The sequence below is a fragment of the Lentzea alba genome, from assembly GCF_011067745.1.
GTDB lineage: Bacteria > Actinomycetota > Actinomycetes > Mycobacteriales > Pseudonocardiaceae > Lentzea > Lentzea alba.
Genome location: NZ_JAAMPJ010000007.1, coordinates 290,499 through 306,431, shown reverse-complemented (window position 1 = coordinate 306,431; position 15,933 = coordinate 290,499). Strand labels below are relative to the sequence as shown.

Annotated in this window: 15 protein-coding genes; 7 read left to right on the top strand and 8 right to left on the bottom strand. The window is 69.7% G+C overall.

Annotation, left to right across the window (positions count from 1 at the left end; translation table 11 throughout):
- Positions 1-69: 69 nt before the first annotated feature.
- From G7043_RS26205 to G7043_RS26185, 5 genes are all read right to left on the bottom strand, one after another.
- Positions 70-1,335, bottom strand: a complete 1,266-nt coding sequence (locus G7043_RS26205; RefSeq protein ID WP_166049848.1) for a wax ester/triacylglycerol synthase domain-containing protein — start codon at positions 1,333-1,335, stop codon at positions 70-72.
- Between the two features lie 55 nt (positions 1,336-1,390).
- A complete protein-coding gene (locus G7043_RS26200) occupies positions 1,391-1,996 on the bottom strand; it encodes a hypothetical protein (protein WP_166049846.1) in 606 nt (201 codons plus the stop codon).
- A gap of 144 nt (positions 1,997-2,140) precedes the next feature.
- Positions 2,141-3,187: an acetate/propionate family kinase gene (locus G7043_RS26195; RefSeq protein WP_166049844.1), complete on the bottom strand. Its 1,047-nt coding sequence runs from the start codon at positions 3,185-3,187 to the stop codon at positions 2,141-2,143.
- Positions 3,184-5,508, bottom strand: coding sequence for a phosphoketolase family protein (locus G7043_RS26190; RefSeq protein WP_166049842.1), 2,325 nt, complete (start codon positions 5,506-5,508; stop codon positions 3,184-3,186). Before G7043_RS26190 ends, G7043_RS26195 begins: the two co-directional genes overlap by 4 nt.
- 336 nt (positions 5,509-5,844) lie before the next feature.
- Entirely contained in the window at positions 5,845-6,843 is a 999-nt protein-coding gene (locus G7043_RS26185; RefSeq protein ID WP_166049840.1) for an Acg family FMN-binding oxidoreductase, read from the bottom strand.
- Between the two features lie 140 nt (positions 6,844-6,983).
- Between G7043_RS26185 and G7043_RS26180 the strand changes: the two genes are divergently transcribed.
- Positions 6,984-8,657: a sensor histidine kinase gene (locus G7043_RS26180; protein ID WP_166049839.1), complete on the top strand. Its 1,674-nt coding sequence runs from the start codon at positions 6,984-6,986 to the stop codon at positions 8,655-8,657.
- Between the two features lie 4 nt (positions 8,658-8,661).
- Here the strand turns inward: G7043_RS26180 and G7043_RS26175 are convergent, their stop codons facing one another.
- Positions 8,662-9,318: a response regulator transcription factor gene (locus G7043_RS26175; RefSeq protein WP_313888073.1), complete on the bottom strand. Its 657-nt coding sequence runs from the start codon at positions 9,316-9,318 to the stop codon at positions 8,662-8,664.
- Positions 9,319-9,397: 79 nt separating this feature from the next.
- Positions 9,398-9,682 (bottom strand): SHOCT domain-containing protein, encoded by a 285-nt coding sequence (locus tag G7043_RS26170; protein ID WP_242642673.1) that lies wholly within the window; start codon positions 9,680-9,682, stop codon positions 9,398-9,400.
- Positions 9,683-9,982: 300 nt separating this feature from the next.
- Between G7043_RS26170 and G7043_RS26165 the strand changes: the two genes are divergently transcribed.
- Both G7043_RS26165 and G7043_RS26160 read left to right on the top strand, forming a co-directional pair.
- Positions 9,983-10,549 (top strand): CBS domain-containing protein, encoded by a 567-nt coding sequence (locus tag G7043_RS26165; RefSeq protein WP_166049837.1) that lies wholly within the window; start codon positions 9,983-9,985, stop codon positions 10,547-10,549.
- Positions 10,546-11,421 (top strand): universal stress protein, encoded by an 876-nt coding sequence (locus tag G7043_RS26160; protein ID WP_166049835.1) that lies wholly within the window; start codon positions 10,546-10,548, stop codon positions 11,419-11,421. Before G7043_RS26165 ends, G7043_RS26160 begins: the two co-directional genes overlap by 4 nt.
- 97 nt (positions 11,422-11,518) lie before the next feature.
- Here the strand turns inward: G7043_RS26160 and G7043_RS26155 are convergent, their stop codons facing one another.
- The gene (locus G7043_RS26155; RefSeq protein ID WP_166049833.1) at positions 11,519-11,965 is read right to left on the bottom strand and encodes a universal stress protein; all 447 of its coding nucleotides are present in this window, start codon (positions 11,963-11,965) and stop codon (positions 11,519-11,521) included.
- Between the two features lie 146 nt (positions 11,966-12,111).
- Between G7043_RS26155 and G7043_RS26150 the strand changes: the two genes are divergently transcribed.
- The 4 genes from G7043_RS26150 to G7043_RS26135 all read left to right on the top strand — a co-directional run bounded on the left by G7043_RS26150 (position 12,112) and on the right by G7043_RS26135 (position 15,928).
- Entirely contained in the window at positions 12,112-12,249 is a 138-nt protein-coding gene (locus G7043_RS26150; RefSeq protein ID WP_207311730.1) for a DUF1918 domain-containing protein, read from the top strand.
- A gap of 3 nt (positions 12,250-12,252) precedes the next feature.
- On the top strand, positions 12,253-12,771 hold the full coding sequence (locus G7043_RS26145) for a DUF4010 domain-containing protein (RefSeq protein ID WP_166049829.1): 519 nt from the start codon (positions 12,253-12,255) through the stop codon (positions 12,769-12,771).
- Positions 12,772-12,848: 77 nt separating this feature from the next.
- Complete coding sequence (locus tag G7043_RS26140; RefSeq protein ID WP_166049827.1) at positions 12,849-13,352, top strand: universal stress protein; 504 nt, start codon at positions 12,849-12,851, stop codon at positions 13,350-13,352.
- Positions 13,349-15,928, top strand: coding sequence for a bifunctional acetate--CoA ligase family protein/GNAT family N-acetyltransferase (locus G7043_RS26135; protein ID WP_166049825.1), 2,580 nt, complete (start codon positions 13,349-13,351; stop codon positions 15,926-15,928). The genes G7043_RS26140 and G7043_RS26135 overlap by 4 nt, the downstream gene beginning before the upstream one ends.
- The last annotated feature ends 5 nt before the right edge of the window (positions 15,929-15,933 follow it).

The following is a 15,933-nucleotide window of genomic DNA, read 5'->3' as shown; positions in this document are numbered from 1 at the left end:
TGACGCGGCCGCACCTCGAGTTTGCGCAACCGGGACCAGGTGGGGGCAGGTAGGAACGTCGCCTGCGCTTCAGGACCTTGGTCCCTGCCGTGGAGCAGTGGCTTCCTCGTGTCCTTCGACAAATTCGAGTTCGGCCTGCAGCGCCTCGGTGAGCACGAGCAGGTCGGGCACGTGATCGGGATCGGCGACGACGGTGATGGTGAACGCGTCGGCGTACGACAAGGCCGCGAACGCCACCGTCACGTTGCCGGTGGTGGCGGACAACGGGATGAGGTCGACGACTGGTGCATCTCCGAAGCGCAAGGGGTGATCAGGGCCGTGCACGTTGGTCACGACGGTGTGCACCATCCGTTGGTGGTTCATGAACCAGTTCGCGATCCCGAGCACGTTCAGCGCCCGGAAGATCGGCGTGGCCGATGTGACCGACTTCTTGTGCGCGCGGGTGATGGCGGCGATGCGTGTCAGACGTGACCAGGGGTCGCCGCCGGTCGGCAGTGCGACGGGCATGACGCCGGTGCTGTTGCCGAGGTGAGCGGCTGTGGTCGATCGGCGCGTGGAGACGGGAATCGAGACGACCAGTTCGTCAACGTGGTCGCCGCGCTTGGTCAGCACCGTGCCCAATGCGCCCATGACGGCGGTGAGGAGGGCATCGTTGACCGTGCCCCCGCAGCGGTGTGCGGCGGCGTGCAACCGGGAAACGCCGGCCCGTGCCATGGTCTGTCGCCGTCGTGGACCGGTCGGTTGGTTCAGGGAGCAGCGCGCACCTCGCGACGGCCACCGCAACCCGGGGAACGAGACCCGCCCCCGGAACTTCAGCCGGGCCGTCCAGGCGTCCTTCAGGAGTTCACGGCGGGAAGGCGCGGGAGCGGGAAAGGGCGTGGTCTCGGTGTGAGGTGCCCCGTCGACCAGGTTCGCCAGCACGGCGAGGCCGCCGATGCCGTCGGACAACACGTGGTGGAACACCAGGATCACCGCCGCCCTGTTCTCGGTCAGCCCGGTGACCAGCGTCGCGGACCAGAGTGGCGCCGAGCGGGGCAACGGGCGGATCACCAGCGAGGAGGCGATGTCCAGCAATGCCGCCTCGTCACCTGGAGCTGGGCAGACCACCCTGCCCACGTGGTTGGTGAGGTCGAAGCCGGGGTCGTCGACCCAGATGGGGCGGCCACATCCGAACGGTGTCGGCATCAGGCGTCGGCGCAACCGCGGAACGGTCCGGATGCGTTCTGCGAGCAAGGATTCGACGTCGCCAGGGTCCCGCTCCACCACGACTACTGCGCCGACCTGCATGCCCGAGGCAAGGGACACCACGTCGTCGGCACTTGTCCGGTCGATCATCGGAGGTGGCGTCCGGCCCGCTGCACGTGTCAGCGCACCGAGTGCTTCAACCACGTCATTTCCTCCTCATGAGCCGGGTCAGGGCTGCGCCGGTGACCGCCGCCATGGTGGCTGCCATCAGCAGGCCGCCGAGGGCTCCGACGAGTGCGATGAGTTCTGGTGGCTGGCCTGGCTGCCACAGGGGCGTGGTGACGGCGGTGAACATCAGCAGGCCGGCTCCCCATGCGAGGGCGTTGGCCCAGATCCACAGGTGAGCGCTGGGAAAGTGGTTGCGCAGGACGAACCACTGCGCGGTTCCCAGTGACAGAAGCACCGCGATTCCCGCCACCGCGGCGATGGGCAGCACGGCGCCGAGCGGGAGAGTGTTCAACCGGTCGCCGTTGTGCACCGCGAGCATCGCGACCGCCCATGCGAAGGCCGCTGCCAAGGCGGTGGCGCCGATCCAGCCGCGGCCGTTCAGGGTGCGGTCCACACGGCGTAGCACCACGGCTTGCGCCGCACCGAGTATGGCGCCCTCGACCATTCCTGCGAGGACGAGCAGCTGCGGTGACGAGGTGACTGCGCCTATGAGTGCCGGTGCGAGGAAGCCGGCGAACTCGCCGGCCGTCGTCCAGCGGAACCACGACTGCCAGAGATCGCGTGCGGCCAGAACGGTTGTCATGCTTCAACGTTGCCCGCTGAGCCGTCTGACGTTGAGAGACCAACGTCCTCATCGCGTCTGAGCCGTTGGGTTCAGTTCCACAGGGACGGACGAAGCCACTCGGACCCCGAACGTCCACCTCGCTCCCACGACAGTCATCCCTCTCTAGCCCGTTTCGTTCAAGAGCGCTCGGCACTGGCCCGCGATCTCAACGTCTTCTCGTGCCTCGACGACCAGGACCGCGACATCCGGACTGCTCGGGCCGATGCCGAGGAAGGCAAGCCCAGCGATGGTGTCCGCGCGCAACGCGGCGTCGTGCTCGCCGACACCGCCGGTGAACACGAGCACGTCGATGCCACCCATCGACGCGGCCATCGCGGCGATGCCCTGACGCAGCCGGTGCACGTACACCTGGAGCGCGAGGATCGCGTGCTCATCGCCGTCCTCCGCGGCCTTGCGCACGTCGCGCAGGTCGCCGCCGACCTCGGACAGGCCGGCGAGCCCTGAGCGGTGTTCCAGGCCGTCTTCGAGTTCGTCCAGCGTCAGTCCGGCGCGTTGTAGCCAGACCAGCAGGCCGGGGTCGACATCGCCGCTGCGAGTGGCCATCACCAGACCGGCCAACGGGGTGAAGCCCATCGTCGTGTCGACCGAACGTCCGTCGGCGACAGCAGCGAGCGACGCCCCGGAACCAAGATGACAGCTCACCACGCGAGCGCCGTGCTTGCCCGCGAGCTCAGCCGCTCGTCGGGACGCATAGGCGTGTGACAGGCCGTGGAACCCGTACCTGCGCAGGTCCCACTTGCGGCGCCACGCGGCGGGCACGGCGTAGGTCGTGGCAGCGGCAGGCATCGTGGTGTGGAAGGCGGTGTCGAAGCACGCGATCTGGGGCAGGCCGGGCAGCAGTCGGCGTGCCGCGTCGATGCCGGCGAGGGCGCGGGGCTGGTGCAGTGGCGCCAGCCCGGTGAGGGCCTCGATCCTGGCGCGCACCTCGTCGTCGATCGTGGTGGCCGTGGTGAACTCGGGGCCGCCGTGCACGACGCGGTGCCCGACCGCGCCCACGGATGGTGTGTCACGAAGGAAATCCTCCAGCGGACCGGTTTCGTCGCCGCCGGACCACCGTTCGATGGTGGTGTCGGCGAGGACTGCGTCTTCCTCGCCGAGGACGCGGAGCTTCAGGCTGGACGAGCCCGCGTTCACCACGAGCACGTTCATTGCCAGGTCCAGTCGCGGACCTCGGGCAGGTCCTCGCCGTGCTCGCGGATCCAGGCGTGGTGGCGGGCGCGTTGATCCTGCATGTGCTGGCGCAGCCGGGCCGCTTTCGGGCCGAGTCCGGGGACGCGGTCGACGATGTCGATCACCAGCCGGTAGCGGTCCATGTCGTTGAGCACGAGCATGTCGAACGGCGTGGTGGTCGTGCCTTCTTCTTTGTAGCCGCGGACGTGGAGGTTGTGGTGGTTGGCGCGGCGGTAGGTCAGGCGGTGGATCAGCCACGGGTAGCCGTGGTAGGCGAAGATCACCGGCTTGTCGGTGGTGAACAGCGCGTCGAACTCGCGGTCCGGCATGCCGTGCGGGTGCTCGGTGTCCGGCTGCAGCCGCATCAGGTCCACCACGTTCACCACCCGCACCCGCAACGACGGCAGGTGCTCGCGCAGGAGCTTCGTCGCGGCGAGCACTTCCACAGTGGGGGCGTCGCCGGCACACGCCAGCACGACGTCGGGTTCGTCCTCGTCATTGCTCGCCCACTCCCAGATGCCCGCACCGCGCGTGCAGTGCAGGACGGCCTCGTCGACGTCGAGCCAGTCGGGCGTCTCGTTCTTGCCGGCCACGATGACGTTGACGTAGTCCTTGCTGCGCAGGCAATGATCCGCGACCGAGAGCAGGGTGTTGGTGTCCGGCGGCAGGTAGACGCGGACGACCTCGGCCTTCTTGTTCATCACGTGGTCGATGAAGCCGGGGTCCTGGTGGGAGAAACCGTTGTGGTCCTGGCGCCACACGTGGGAGCTGAGCAGGTAGTTCAGCGACGCGACGGGCCGGCGCCACGCCAGCTTCTTGTGCGTCTTGAGCCACTTGGCGTGCTGGTTGAACATCGAGTCGACGATGTGGATGAACGCCTCGTAGCAGTTGAACAACCCGTGCCGCCCGGTCAGCAGGTAGCCCTCCAGCATGCCCTGGCACAGGTGCTCCGACAGCACCTCCACGACACGGCCGTCGGGCACCAGGTGCTCATCGACGGACAAGGTCTCGGCCTGCCACTGCTTTCCGGTCACGTCGTAGACGGCGTCGAGCCGGTTGGACGCCGTCTCGTCGGGGCCGAAGATCCGGAACGAGCGTGCGTCGGCGTTGAGCGTGATGACGTCGCGCAGCATGCGGCCGAGCACTCTGGTCGGTTCGGAGTGCGTGGTGCCGTGCTTGACGACCTCGGTGGCGTGCGCGCGGATGCCGGGCATCTTCAGCTCGCGCAACAGCAATCCGCCGTTGGCGTGCGGTGTCGCGCCCATCCGGTGGGGACCGTCCGGCACGAGTGCGGCGAGCTCCGGGCGCGGCGTGCCGTCTGCGTCGAACAGTTCGTCGGGTCGGTAGCCGCGCAGCCAGGACTCCAGCTGCCGCAGGTGCGAGGGGTTGTCCCGCACGCCGGCCAGCGGCACCTGGTGTGCTCGCCACGTGCCCTCCACCGGCTTGCCGTCCACTTCGGACGGACCGGTCCAGCCCTTCGGGCTGCGCAGCACGATCATCGGCCAGGTGGGCCGCTCGGTCGTGCCCTTGATCCGGTGGATCTCGTCGATGACCTCGTCGAGTACGTTCGCCATCGTGGCGTGCATGGCGTCAGGCTCGTCGCCTTCCACGTAGCGCGGTGCGTAGCCGTAGCCGCGCAACAACGCGTCGAGCTCGTCGTGCGGGATGCGCGCCAGCAAGCTCGGGTTGGCGATCTTGTAGCCGTTGAGGTGCAGGATCGGCAGCACCGCCCCGTCCCGCTGCGGGTTGAGGAACTTGCCGGCGTGCCAGCTGGTCGCGAGCGGACCGGTCTCGGCCTCGCCGTCGCCGACCACGCACGCCACGATCAGGCCGGGGTTGTCGAACGCGGCGCCGAACGCGTGCGCCAGCGAGTACCCCAGTTCGCCGCCCTCGTGGATCGAGCCGGGTACCTCGGGCGCGACGTGGCTCGGCACGCCGCCGGGGAAGGAGAACTGCCGGAACAGCCTGCGCATGCCGTCCCCGTCGCGCGGCACGTCCGGGTAGGTCTCGCTGTAGGTGCCCTCCAGCCACGTGTTCGCCAGCAACGCGGGACCGCCGTGACCGGGACCGGTCACGAAGAGCACGTCCAGGTCGCGGTCGCGGATCACGCGGTTGAGGTGGGCGTAGATGAAGTTGAGCCCCGGTGTGGTGCCCCAGTGGCCCAGCAGGCGCGGCTTGATGTGCTCGGGTGCGAGCGGTTCGGTCAGCAGCGGGTTGTCCATCAGGTAGATCTGGCCTGCCGACAGGTAGTTGGCGGCTCGCCAGTACGCGTCGACCAGCGACAGGTCCGCGTTCGACATCTCGCGCTCCTCACTCGGATTTGGTACCTCTCACGCTGCCGTCCTGATCGATCACGCAACAGTGCTGGGGGACCGCGTGGACCGGGCCTGAGGTCCCTTCGGTACCGGCTCTTCAGGCCCTGTCGCCGCAGGAGTTCGGCCGCGCAGGGCACATCCCCGGCTTCGCGTGGGCACACCTGACGTTGAACGGCCGCACCGCCGTGGTGGTCGGTGACCTCGGTAGATTCGCGCATCGAGTGCTGCTGCCACCGCGACCGCGTCCGAACTGCCCGTGTTCGTGGACAGTCCGATGGCGCTGATCTGAGGCATGCGCCCTGCTAGCCGCTCAAGGAACCGCTAGCAGGGCGCGTGCTCGTCGGAATTCACCAGCAGGTCGGCGACAGGCCGCCGAGGCGTGGGCGGGACCGGTGTGCTGAATCCCAGCCGCAGCACGGTCTGCGGGACGAGCATGCCGCCCAACGCCCGGCGCAGGTCCTCGCGAACCCGGTGCACCTCGACCGGCTGGGACAGGAACGACGCGGACAGCCCGCGGGTGGTCGCGGTGAGCAGGACGCGTTGCATCGCCTGTCCTGCCTGCAGTTCGCCGAGCGGTCCGTCGTAGTGGGAGCAGAGGACCACGATGAGCGGGTCGGACTCGTAGTTCTTGCCGGGGTGGCGTTCCGGGCCCTGGAAGTCGCGGAACGCCCATTCGTCCTGCATCTCCGGGCGCACACCGGCGGACGCGGGCGGCACACCGTCGGATGCGCCGGGCCGGTGGCCGGTGAACGCGGCGAGCTCGGCCTGCACGCCTTCGTCACCGAGCTGGATCTCGTGTGCGTGCTGGACGAACCGCTTGAGCTGGGCGCGGTCCTCCGGGGTCGTGATGACGTGCAGCCAGGAGCGTTCCAGCTCGGCCGCCCGGACCAGCGCGTGCCGCTGCTGAGGGTCGACGGGCGCCTCCAGGAACGGTCGGCGGTTCGTGCGGCGATGAGGAACGGCGTTGAGCAGGGCCCGGTTCTCGTCACTGATCTTGATCGTGCCGCCGCGCCGGACGACCGCGAGTGCGCCCGGAGCGTCGTGTCCGGGCAGCATCGACACCAGCGGTCGTACTCCCGCTGCCTCCAGCGCCAGTCGCAGGTTGAACAGCGCCGCGCCACAGGACAGGCGGAGCTCCCGGTCCTCCGGGTCGGTCGCGGCGAGCCTGCGGCTCGAGTCCGCGTGCAGTTCGATGCGGTCTCGCTGGAGGCGGAACCGCCAGGGCTGGGCGTTGTGCACGGACGGCGCGAGGGACGCGGTCGTGAGCGCGTCCTCGATCTGTTCTGGTCCGAGCCCCAGCGCCACCGTGACCTGAGCCATGTTCTTCACCCCATCGTGTTGCTTGTTCGATCGTGTTGTTGCTCCACTGTCCGCGACGCCCTCGGGTGGACCCACTGTCGAAGGTCCCGACCTGACAGGGACCGCTTGGCGTCGCCGGGAGCGCGTGAAAAGCTTGATCGATGGGAGGTCCAGAGGAGAGGCCGTCCCGCAGCCTGCTCGGTGGGTTGCGGCTGGACGAGTTGCTCGACGAGATGCGCGACCGGCTGGCCGAGATCGGGTCGACCAGGGACAAGATGCAGAGCCTGCTCGACGCCGTCCTCGCGGTCGGGGCCGGCTTGGAGCTGGACTCGACGCTGCAGCGCATCGTTCAGGCTGCCGTGGAGCTCGTGGGCGCCCGTTACGGCGCGTTGGGCGTGCTCGGCTCGCGGCACAACCTCTCGCAGTTCGTCTACGTCGGCATCGACCCGGAGACCCGCGCACGCATGGGGCACCTGCCGGAGGGCAAGGGCCTGCTCGGTCTGCTGATCAAGGATCCGAGGGCGATCCGGCTGCACGATCTGTCCGAGCACGCCGCGTCGGTCGGCTTCCCGCCCAACCACCCGCCGATGCACAGCTTCCTCGGCGCACCTGTCCGTGTGCGTGATGAGGTGTTCGGCAACCTCTACATGACCGAGAAGGTCGGCGGCGGCGATTTCACCGCCGACGACGAGGTCGTCCTGGAGGCGCTGGCCGCGGCGGCCGGCGTTGCCGTGGAGAACGCCCGCCTGTTCGAACGCTCGCGGACGCGTGAGCGGTGGCTGGAGGCGACCGCGGAGATCAACGCCCAGTTGCTGGCGGGCGCGAGCGCCGAGGACGCGCTGCGGCTGATCGCCCAGCGGGCCGTTGAGCTGGCATCGGCCTCCTGGGCCGCGGTGCTGCTGCGCGATGACAAGGAACTGCGCAAGGCGGCTTGGGCGGGAAACGGGGCTGCGCCGGACAGCTTCGTCGCCGACGCTCCGGTGCTCGCGCAGGTGCTGGAGACGGCCGCGCCGGCACTGGTCGAGGACGTGGACGGCCAGCTCGGCGATCTGCCTGCTCAGACCGGCGCCGCGGTGGTGCTGCCGCTGCGCGCCGGAACCACGGTGACCGGTGTTCTGGTCGCGGTTCGGGACAAGGACGCGCCGGCGTTCGGTGCGGATCTGATGCCGTTGCTGGCGTCGTTCGCGGACCAGGCGGTCGTGGCGATCGAGTTCGCGGAGAATCAGAGCGCCAAGCGTCTGGTCGATGTGCTGGAGGACCGTGACCGGATCGCCCGTGACCTGCACGACCACGTGATCCAGCGGCTGTTCGCCACCGGGATGAGCCTGCAGGGTGCCTTGACCTGGGTGAACCACCCGGAGGCCAAGCGCAGGGTGCAGAAGGCGGTCAACCAGCTCGACCAGACCGTGCTGGAGATCCGCACGTCGATCTTCGACCTGCAGGCGGACTCCGGGGACACCGGGCTGCGGCGCAGGCTGCTCAACATCGTCGCGGAGATCACCGAGGGCGCCGAGCTGAGCCCGGCGATCCGGATGTCGGGCACCATCGACAGCCTGGTGCCCGACTACATCGGCGAGCACGCCGAGGCGGTCGTGCGCGAGACCGTCACCAACGCGCTCCGACACGCGCACGCGACGGAGCTGACGCTCACCGTCGAGGCGGGCGACGCGTTGATCATCACCATGGTGGACAACGGCTTGGGCATGCCGCCGGAGGTCGCCCGCAGCGGTCTGCGCAACCTCGAACAGCGCGCAGCTCAGTTCAACGGCGCCCTCACGGTTGGTGAAGAGCCCGGTGGTGGCACCCGAGTCACGTGGCGGGTCCCGCTGGACTGACCGCTCAGCCGGTCTCGTTGTCGTGGGTGGGCTTGCGCAGCTGGGACGCCAGCACGGCGGCCTGGGTACGGCGTTCGAGTCCGAGCTTGGCGAGCAGGTGCGAGACGTAGTTCTTCACGGTCTTCTCCGCGAGGAACATCTTCTCCGCGATCTGCCGGTTCGTCAGCCCGTCGCCGATGTAGTCGAACACGGTCCGCTCCTGCTCGGTGAGCGCGCGGACCGGGTCACCCTGCTCACGCTCGCGGCGGATGCGGTTGAGCAGCGCGGCGGTCGAGCGAGCATCCAGAAGAGACTGTCCTGCCGCGACGGTCTTCACCGCGGCCGTCAGATCGGTGCCGAGGATGCGCTTGAGCACAAAACCTGACGCGCCGGCCATGATCGCGTCGAACAACGCCTCGTCGTCGGTGAACGACGTGAGCATCAGGACGTTCAACTCCGGCAGGCGTGAGCGCAGCTCACGGCACAGCTCGATGCCGTTGCCGTCGGGCAGCCGCACGTCGAGCACGGCCACGTCGGGGTTGGTGGCGGGAACCATCGTGAGCGCCTCGGTCACCGAGGAGGCCTCGCCGACGACCTCCAGGTCGGGGGAGGCGCTGAGCAGCTCCCTGATCCCGACGCGGACCACCTCGTGGTCGTCCACCAGGAAGACTCGCGACACCACCGCAACCACCTCTCCTCGATCGTTTCCGAGGTCACGATCTCTCAGCCGGCCGGGGGTCACACAGGGCCCAAAGACCCTGTCACCGGGAATCGAGTGTCCTCCGGATCCGGTCGAACTCCTCGGTGTCGATCTCGCCCTTGGCCAGGCGCTGTTCCAGTATGCGGGTCGCTGAGCCGTCGTGCGGGAGCCGGCGCAGCACGATGACGACCAGAGCGACCACACCACCCCAGAACAGCAGCATGGTCAGCGTCATCATCGTGAACCCGCCCCAGCCCATCGGGGTGCCGTAGTACCAGGTCATCGTCATCGCCTCCGTCGTCGTGACCAGGTTCTTCCGGTCGACCAGGCTGTGCGGAGAGTCCAAGTGCCCGTTCCAGGTGAGCAGGACCGCCCTGTCATCGGTGCGCGGTTGGGCGGAATCGTCGAGGCATGCGGTGGAACCCAGCAGAGTCCGCGGAAGTCGTCGAGGCGGCCGGGATGGCGCCCGTGTACAGCGCGGACCGCCCGTGCTTGCCATCCGGTACACCGCGGCGTCCGGCGGGGGAGAGGCCAGAGCGCAGGCGTTGGCGATCGTCGGTGCGAAGGGCCCGGTCGGCGCGGGACCAACGACAGCGTCCGCCGGGCGTTCTGATTCCTAGCGTTGATCTCGGAAGGGAGTTCCGCCATGCGTGCTCGGGACATCATGACCAGCCCGGTGATCACCGTGACCCCGGTCGTACCGCTCAAGGGCGCGGCCGCGCTGATGGTCTCGCACGGGTTCACCGCGCTCCCCGTCGTCGACGACGACAAGCAGCTCGTCGGCATCGTGACCGAAGCCGACCTCGTGCGCGGCAAGTACCTCGATGAGACCGGCACCGTCGTCGCCGACGTGATGACCACGCCGGCCGTGGCGATGGACGCCGCCGCACCCGCGGAGATGCTGGCCCGCGTCATGATCGACGACCGCCGGCGGTGCGTCCCGATCGTCGACGGCTCCGCGGTGATCGGCGTTGTCACCCGCCGCGACCTGGTCCGGGCGCTCGCCAGGGCGGACACGACGGTGACCGCGGAAGTCCAGCGCGTACTCGACGTGTACGGCGGCGGTCGCAAGTGGACGGTCACGGTTCACGACGGCGAAGCCGTGATCGGTGCCGCGACCACTGACGAGGAAACCGAACGGGTGCTCGTCGCACTCGCCGACGCGGTGCCGGGAGTGCTCCGCGCCCGTGTTCTGACTGGAGGACAACGATGAAAGCCCCATCCGCCCCGATCGTGGTCGGAGTCGACGGCTCCGCCTCGGCGCTGACCGCCGTCACCTGGGCCGCACAGGAGTGCGCCCGCCACAAGGTGCCGCTGCGGCTCGTGCACGCCTACGTGCTGCCGACGCGCGGCTACCCCGAGATCATCCTCACCGGCAACGAGATCCGCCAGGCGATCGAGAGCCTCGGCCGCGACAAGCTGGAGGAGGCGGTGGCGGCCGCGCGGGCGGCGGCGCCGGAGGTCGAGGTGACGACGGAGATCGTGTGCTGCGGCTCCACCACGTTGCTCATCGAGGAGTCGAAGACCGCTCGGCTCGTCGTGGTCGGCTCGCAGGGCTTGGGCACCGTGACCGGCATGGTCGTCGGCTCCACCGCTCTGGCGCTCGCGGCGCACGGAAAGAGTCCCGTCGTCGTGGTGCGTGGCACGTCTGTGCCTGACGGCCCGGTGGTCGTCGGGGTCGACGGCTCTCCGACGAGTGAGGCCGCCCTGGCGTTCGCCTTCGAGTCGGCCTCCCTGCGCGACGCTCAGCTCACCGTGGTGATGTGCTGGACCGACTTCATGGTGGAGAGCGCGTACAGCGCCTCGCGGTTCACTGTGGACTGGGGGCAGGTGGAGCAGGACGAGCGGCGGCTGTTGGCGCAGCGGCTCGCCGGGTGGCAGGAGAAGTACCCGGACGTGCAAGTGCATCCGGTTGTTGTGCGCGATCGGCCGGTGCGCGCGTTGATGCGGTACGGGGCTGAGGCGCAGCTCGTGGTGGTGGGCAGCCACGGGCACGGCGGGTTCGCCGGCATGTTGCTCGGCTCGACGAGTCAGGCTCTCGTCTACAACGCGCCGTGCCCGTTGGCGATCGTGCGGCCCGATTAGGCCGCGTTACCGGCCGACTTCCCCTTCGTCTTGGCGATGAAGGGGAAGTCGGCGAACTGCAGCTCGACGACGATGAGCGCGGCGCGAAGTCGATTTCCTACCGGGTTGCCGTCGGGGGAATGACCACGACTGGGCACTCCGCGTGGCGCAGGCACTCCGCAGCGACTCCGTGCGAGAGGAATTCGCGGACGGCTCCGCGTCCGCGCGTGCCGATCACCAGCAGCTCGGCGTGTTTCGAGGCCTCGACGAGGTGGTTCGCCGCGTCACCGACGACGACGCACTCGGCGACGTCGGGCGCGTGGAGCATCGTGGCCCGCACCTGTTGCACGGCCTCGTGGAGTTCGCGGGCGGGGTGACGTTGGGGCAACTCGCCGTAGGGGTTGAGGCCCATCGGCACGGCCGGCACGACCACAGGCTCCTGGTGATAGGCGAGCATCGCCTCCACCCTGGCTCCTCGGTGCGCGGCCTCTTCCATCGCCCACCGCAGTGCGGCGCGCGACTCCGGCGAACCGTCGACGCCGACCAGGATCACAGGTGTCCTCATGGCTGCTCCCATCGCTCGGATTCAGCGTGGCGGCGGGATCTACGTGCCGGCAGGGACCAACGTCACGAGCCGGGCGAGCCCATCCGCACTGCTCACGCGCCCGTGCGAGGCGAACCCTCGATCGCACGACTCGGATGGAGGACGCCATGAGAGCGAAAGCAGGCGACGGGCCGCCCCACGTCGTGCGCCGGCTGGACACCGAACACGAAGCGCTGGTGTTCCCCGGCCCGGACGCGCACATCGTCACGGCCGAGGACGAAGCCGCGCGGTCGCACGCGGGCTGAGCCGTGGAGACCGCTGTCGCACTCAGCCACCTCGCGACGGCGCTCGCGATCGGCCTGCTGCTCGGGGTGGAGCGCGAGCACGACAACGCGCACAACTCGACCCGTCCCGCCGGTTCGCGGACGTTTCCGCTGATCGCGCTCGCTGGAGCGGTGAGCGCGGCACTCTCGCCGGTCGCGCTCGGGGTCGCGCTCGGCGCTGTGGCCGCGCTTGTCATCGCCTGGTACCTGCGCACGTCCGAGCCCGGCGCGGCGGCGGACCGGCTCGGTGTCGGGGGAGTGGTGGCCGCTGGCGCGCTCGGAGGACTGGCCGATGCGCACGCCGCCGCGATCGCAGCCGCTTCCCTTGCACCCCAGTCGGTTCCGGTGCACACCGCCGTGCTGGCCTGTGGCGCGGCGCTGGCGACGAACACGGTGGTGAAGCTCGTTCTGGCCACGGTGGCCGGCGGGCCTGGGTTCGCGCTCCGACTCGCCGCGTGGCTCGCGCCCGTGATCGTCGCGGTCGGGCTGGGCATGGCCTGGTAGGCCGGGGACCAAGGTCCCGAGCGGCGGGGGACCGCGGGCACTCACCGGCGGCGACGCCGCCCGCGAGGCTGAAGTACATGAGCGAGAACGAGTCCCGGCCCGTGGTGGTCGGAGTTGACGGATCACCTGCTTCGCTGGCCGCGCTGCGATGGGCTGTCGAGGACGCCCGCAGGCGCGGGTGCGCGGTCGACGCGGTCACGGCGTGGCACGCGGACTACGGCGTGATGATCGGGCCACTGCCCGCCGAGGTGTTCGCCGACGTGTCGCCCCAGGCGATGAAGGCGGCGGCCCAGCGGGTCCTCGACCGGTCGGTGGAGGGGCTCGAGGGCGTGGAGATCCGCCGGATCCTGGTCGAAGGCGACGCGCGCGACGTGCTCTTCAAAGCGTCGGCGGACGCGGCGCTGCTGGTGGTCGGTAGCCGCGGGCACAGCAGGATCGTCGAGGCGATCCTCGGCTCGGTGAGTGCTTACTGCGTGCACCACGCCTCGTGCCCGGTTGTTGTGGTCCGCGAGGTGAAGGTCGAGCAGGACCACGCACTCGCTGCCACGGCCGCACCGCTGACTCCCGGACCACTGCTGTGAACGCGGCGGCGGCGCTGCTGACGGACGGCTCGGTCGTCACGGTGCGCGAGCTGGGACCGGACGACGTGCCGGCCCTGCTCGAGCTGCACCGCGGGTTGCCGGTCGAGGACCGGTACCTGAGGTTCTTCAGCACGTCGCCGCGGCAGCTGGAGGACTTCGTCGAGCGGATGATCTCGCCGGACGCGCCGCGGCACGTGGTGCTCGGCGCGTTCCGGGAGAACCGGTTGCTGGGGGCCGCGAGCTACGTGGTGGTGCGGGAGACGGACTTCGCCGAGGTTGCGCTGGTCGTCTCGCACGCCGAGCAAACCCACGGCGTCGGCACGCTTCTGCTCGAACACCTGGCCTCGCTGGCGCGCAGTCGAGGCGTGCGGCGCTTCACCGCCGAGGTGCTCACGATCAACGGCCGGATGCTGCGCGTGTTCACGGACATGGGCCTGGTCACGGGCATCGTGCCCGACGGTGAGGTCGTCTACGTCGAGCTCGTGCTGGAACCCGGCGACACCTACCTCGACGCGATGAGCGCGCGCGAGTCGGTCGCCGACGTCGCGAGCCTGGCCCACGTGTTGCGGCCTGCGTCGATCGCCGTGATCGGGGCCGGTCGGTCGCCGGAATCGGTGGGACACGCGGTACTGCGCAACCTGCTGAAGGGGTGCTTCACGGGCGACCTGTACGCGGTGAACCCGCACGCGAAGTCCGTGGCGGGTGTCGACTGCTACGGCTCGGTGAGCGAGCTGCCTGAGGCACCCGAACTGGCGGTGCTGTGCGTACCGGCGAAGGCCGTACCCGCCGTCGCCGAAGAGTGCGGTCGCCGTGGTGTCAAGGCTCTGGTCGTCATCTCGTCCGGCGTCGACGCCGAGGAACTGCTGAAAGCCGTTCGTGCACGTGGAATGCGGCTCGTCGGGCCGAACTGCCTTGGTGTGTCGACGAGTGCGCCGGGTGTGCGGATGAACGCCACCTTCGCCGCGGACCGCACGCTCGCGGGCGGCATCGGGGTGGCCACCCAGTCCGGCGGCATCGCGATCGGCGTGCAGGAAGAGCTGCGCCGCCTCGGACTCGGGCTGTCGAACCTGGTCTCCACCGGCGACAAGCTCGACATCAGCAGCAACGACCTGCTGATGTGGTGGGAGCACGACCAGGACACCCGGATCATCGCGCTGTACCTGGAGTCCTTCGGCAACCCGCGCAAGTTCGCCCGCCTCGCCCGCCGGGTCGCCGCGGCCAAACCGGTGCTGGCGATCCGCGCGGCCACCAGCGAGGCTGGCCAGCGCGCCGCCGCCTCGCACACCGCCTCGACCGCGACGCCCTCGGTCACCAGGGACGCGTTGTTCCGGCAGGCGGGCGTGATCGCGGTCGACAGCGTGCCGGAACTGACCGACGCCGTCATGGCGTTGAGCTGGCAACCGCTCCCCAGTGGACGGTCGGTCGCCGTGCTGAGCAACGCCGGTGGACTCGGCGTGCTGGCAGCGGACGCCTGCATGCGGCAGGGACTGCACGTGGCCGAGCTCGGTGACAAGACGCGCACAGCGCTGGCGGAATTGGTTCCCACTACGGCGAGCCTGCACAACCCGGTCGACACCACCGCGGTCGTCGACGAGGAGACCTTCGCGCGCTGCCTCGACATCATCGGCGCGGACCCGGCGGTCGACGCCGTGATCACCGTGACCGTGCCGACGGCGCTGGGCGATCCCACCGCCGGCGTGCACAACGTCGACGGCAAGCCAGTTCTCGCTGTGCGCACAGGCCAAACCGAACGGCTCGCGGGCGAAGTGCCCTGCTACGCCGAACCTGCCCGTGCCGCCGCGGCGCTGGCAAGGCTGGTGGAGCGCGCCGAATGGCTGGCCCGGCCTCGCGAGTTCGCCCGCCTCAGCCGCATGGATCTCGACGCGGCGAGAGCGTTGGTGGCTGACCGGGACGGATGGCTGCCGCCGGACGAAGTCGTTTCGTTGCTGAACGCGTTCGGGCTGCCTGTGCTCGGCGGAACGCTCACGACCACCGTGGAGCACGCCGTTGCGGCACAGCAGGCGTACGACTGCCCGGTCGCGCTCAAGGCGGTGGCCGACGACCTGCTGCACAAGAGCAAGGGAGGCGGCGTGGAACTCGGAGTTACCGACGCGGGCGCTGTGGCGGAAGCCTTCCGCGCCTTCCAAGAACGCTTCGGCGACCGGCTGCGCGGAGTGTTCGTGCAACCGATGGCCACCGGCGGCCGCGAGCTGCTCGTCGGCGTCGTCACCGACGAGAAGTTCGGGCCGCTCGTGGTCACCGGACTCGGCGGCGTGGACACCGACCTGCTCGACGACCGCGCCGCCGCGCTGGCACCACTGTCCACAGCGGACGCTGACGACCTGCTGCACGGGTTCCGAACCGCGGGCCACGTCCTCGCCGACGCCGACGAGGAAGCCGTGCGAGACGTGTTGCTGCGGGTAGCCGAACTCGCCGGCGCACTGCCCGAGGTCGTCGAACTCGACATCAACCCGCTGCTGTTGACCGAGACCGGATGCGTGGTCGTGGACGCGCGCGTGCGCGTCGCACCGGCCCAGCCCAGCGACCCGTTCCTGCGCCGCCTGCGCACCACCTGACCAGA

Bases quoted from the DNA above. Each gene is read 5' to 3' on its own strand.
- G7043_RS26205 (WP_166049848.1), bottom strand. From the start codon at position 1,335: ATGATCGACCGGACAAGTGCCGACGACGTGGTGTCCCTTGCCTCGGGC.
- G7043_RS26200 (WP_166049846.1), bottom strand. From the start codon at position 1,996: ATGACAACCGTTCTGGCCGCACGCGATCTCTGGCAGTCGTGGTTCCGC.
- G7043_RS26195 (WP_166049844.1), bottom strand. From the start codon at position 3,187: ATGAACGTGCTCGTGGTGAACGCGGGCTCGTCCAGCCTGAAGCTCCGC.
- G7043_RS26190 (WP_166049842.1), bottom strand. From the start codon at position 5,508: ATGTCGAACGCGGACCTGTCGCTGGTCGACGCGTACTGGCGAGCCGCC.
- G7043_RS26185 (WP_166049840.1), bottom strand. From the start codon at position 6,843: ATGGCTCAGGTCACGGTGGCGCTGGGGCTCGGACCAGAACAGATCGAG.
- G7043_RS26180 (WP_166049839.1), top strand. From the start codon at position 6,984: ATGGGAGGTCCAGAGGAGAGGCCGTCCCGCAGCCTGCTCGGTGGGTTG.
- G7043_RS26165 (WP_166049837.1), top strand. From the start codon at position 9,983: ATGCGTGCTCGGGACATCATGACCAGCCCGGTGATCACCGTGACCCCG.
- G7043_RS26160 (WP_166049835.1), top strand. From the start codon at position 10,546: ATGAAAGCCCCATCCGCCCCGATCGTGGTCGGAGTCGACGGCTCCGCC.
- G7043_RS26155 (WP_166049833.1), bottom strand. From the start codon at position 11,965: ATGAGGACACCTGTGATCCTGGTCGGCGTCGACGGTTCGCCGGAGTCG.
- G7043_RS26150 (WP_207311730.1), top strand. From the start codon at position 12,112: ATGAGAGCGAAAGCAGGCGACGGGCCGCCCCACGTCGTGCGCCGGCTG.
- G7043_RS26140 (WP_166049827.1), top strand. From the start codon at position 12,849: ATGAGCGAGAACGAGTCCCGGCCCGTGGTGGTCGGAGTTGACGGATCA.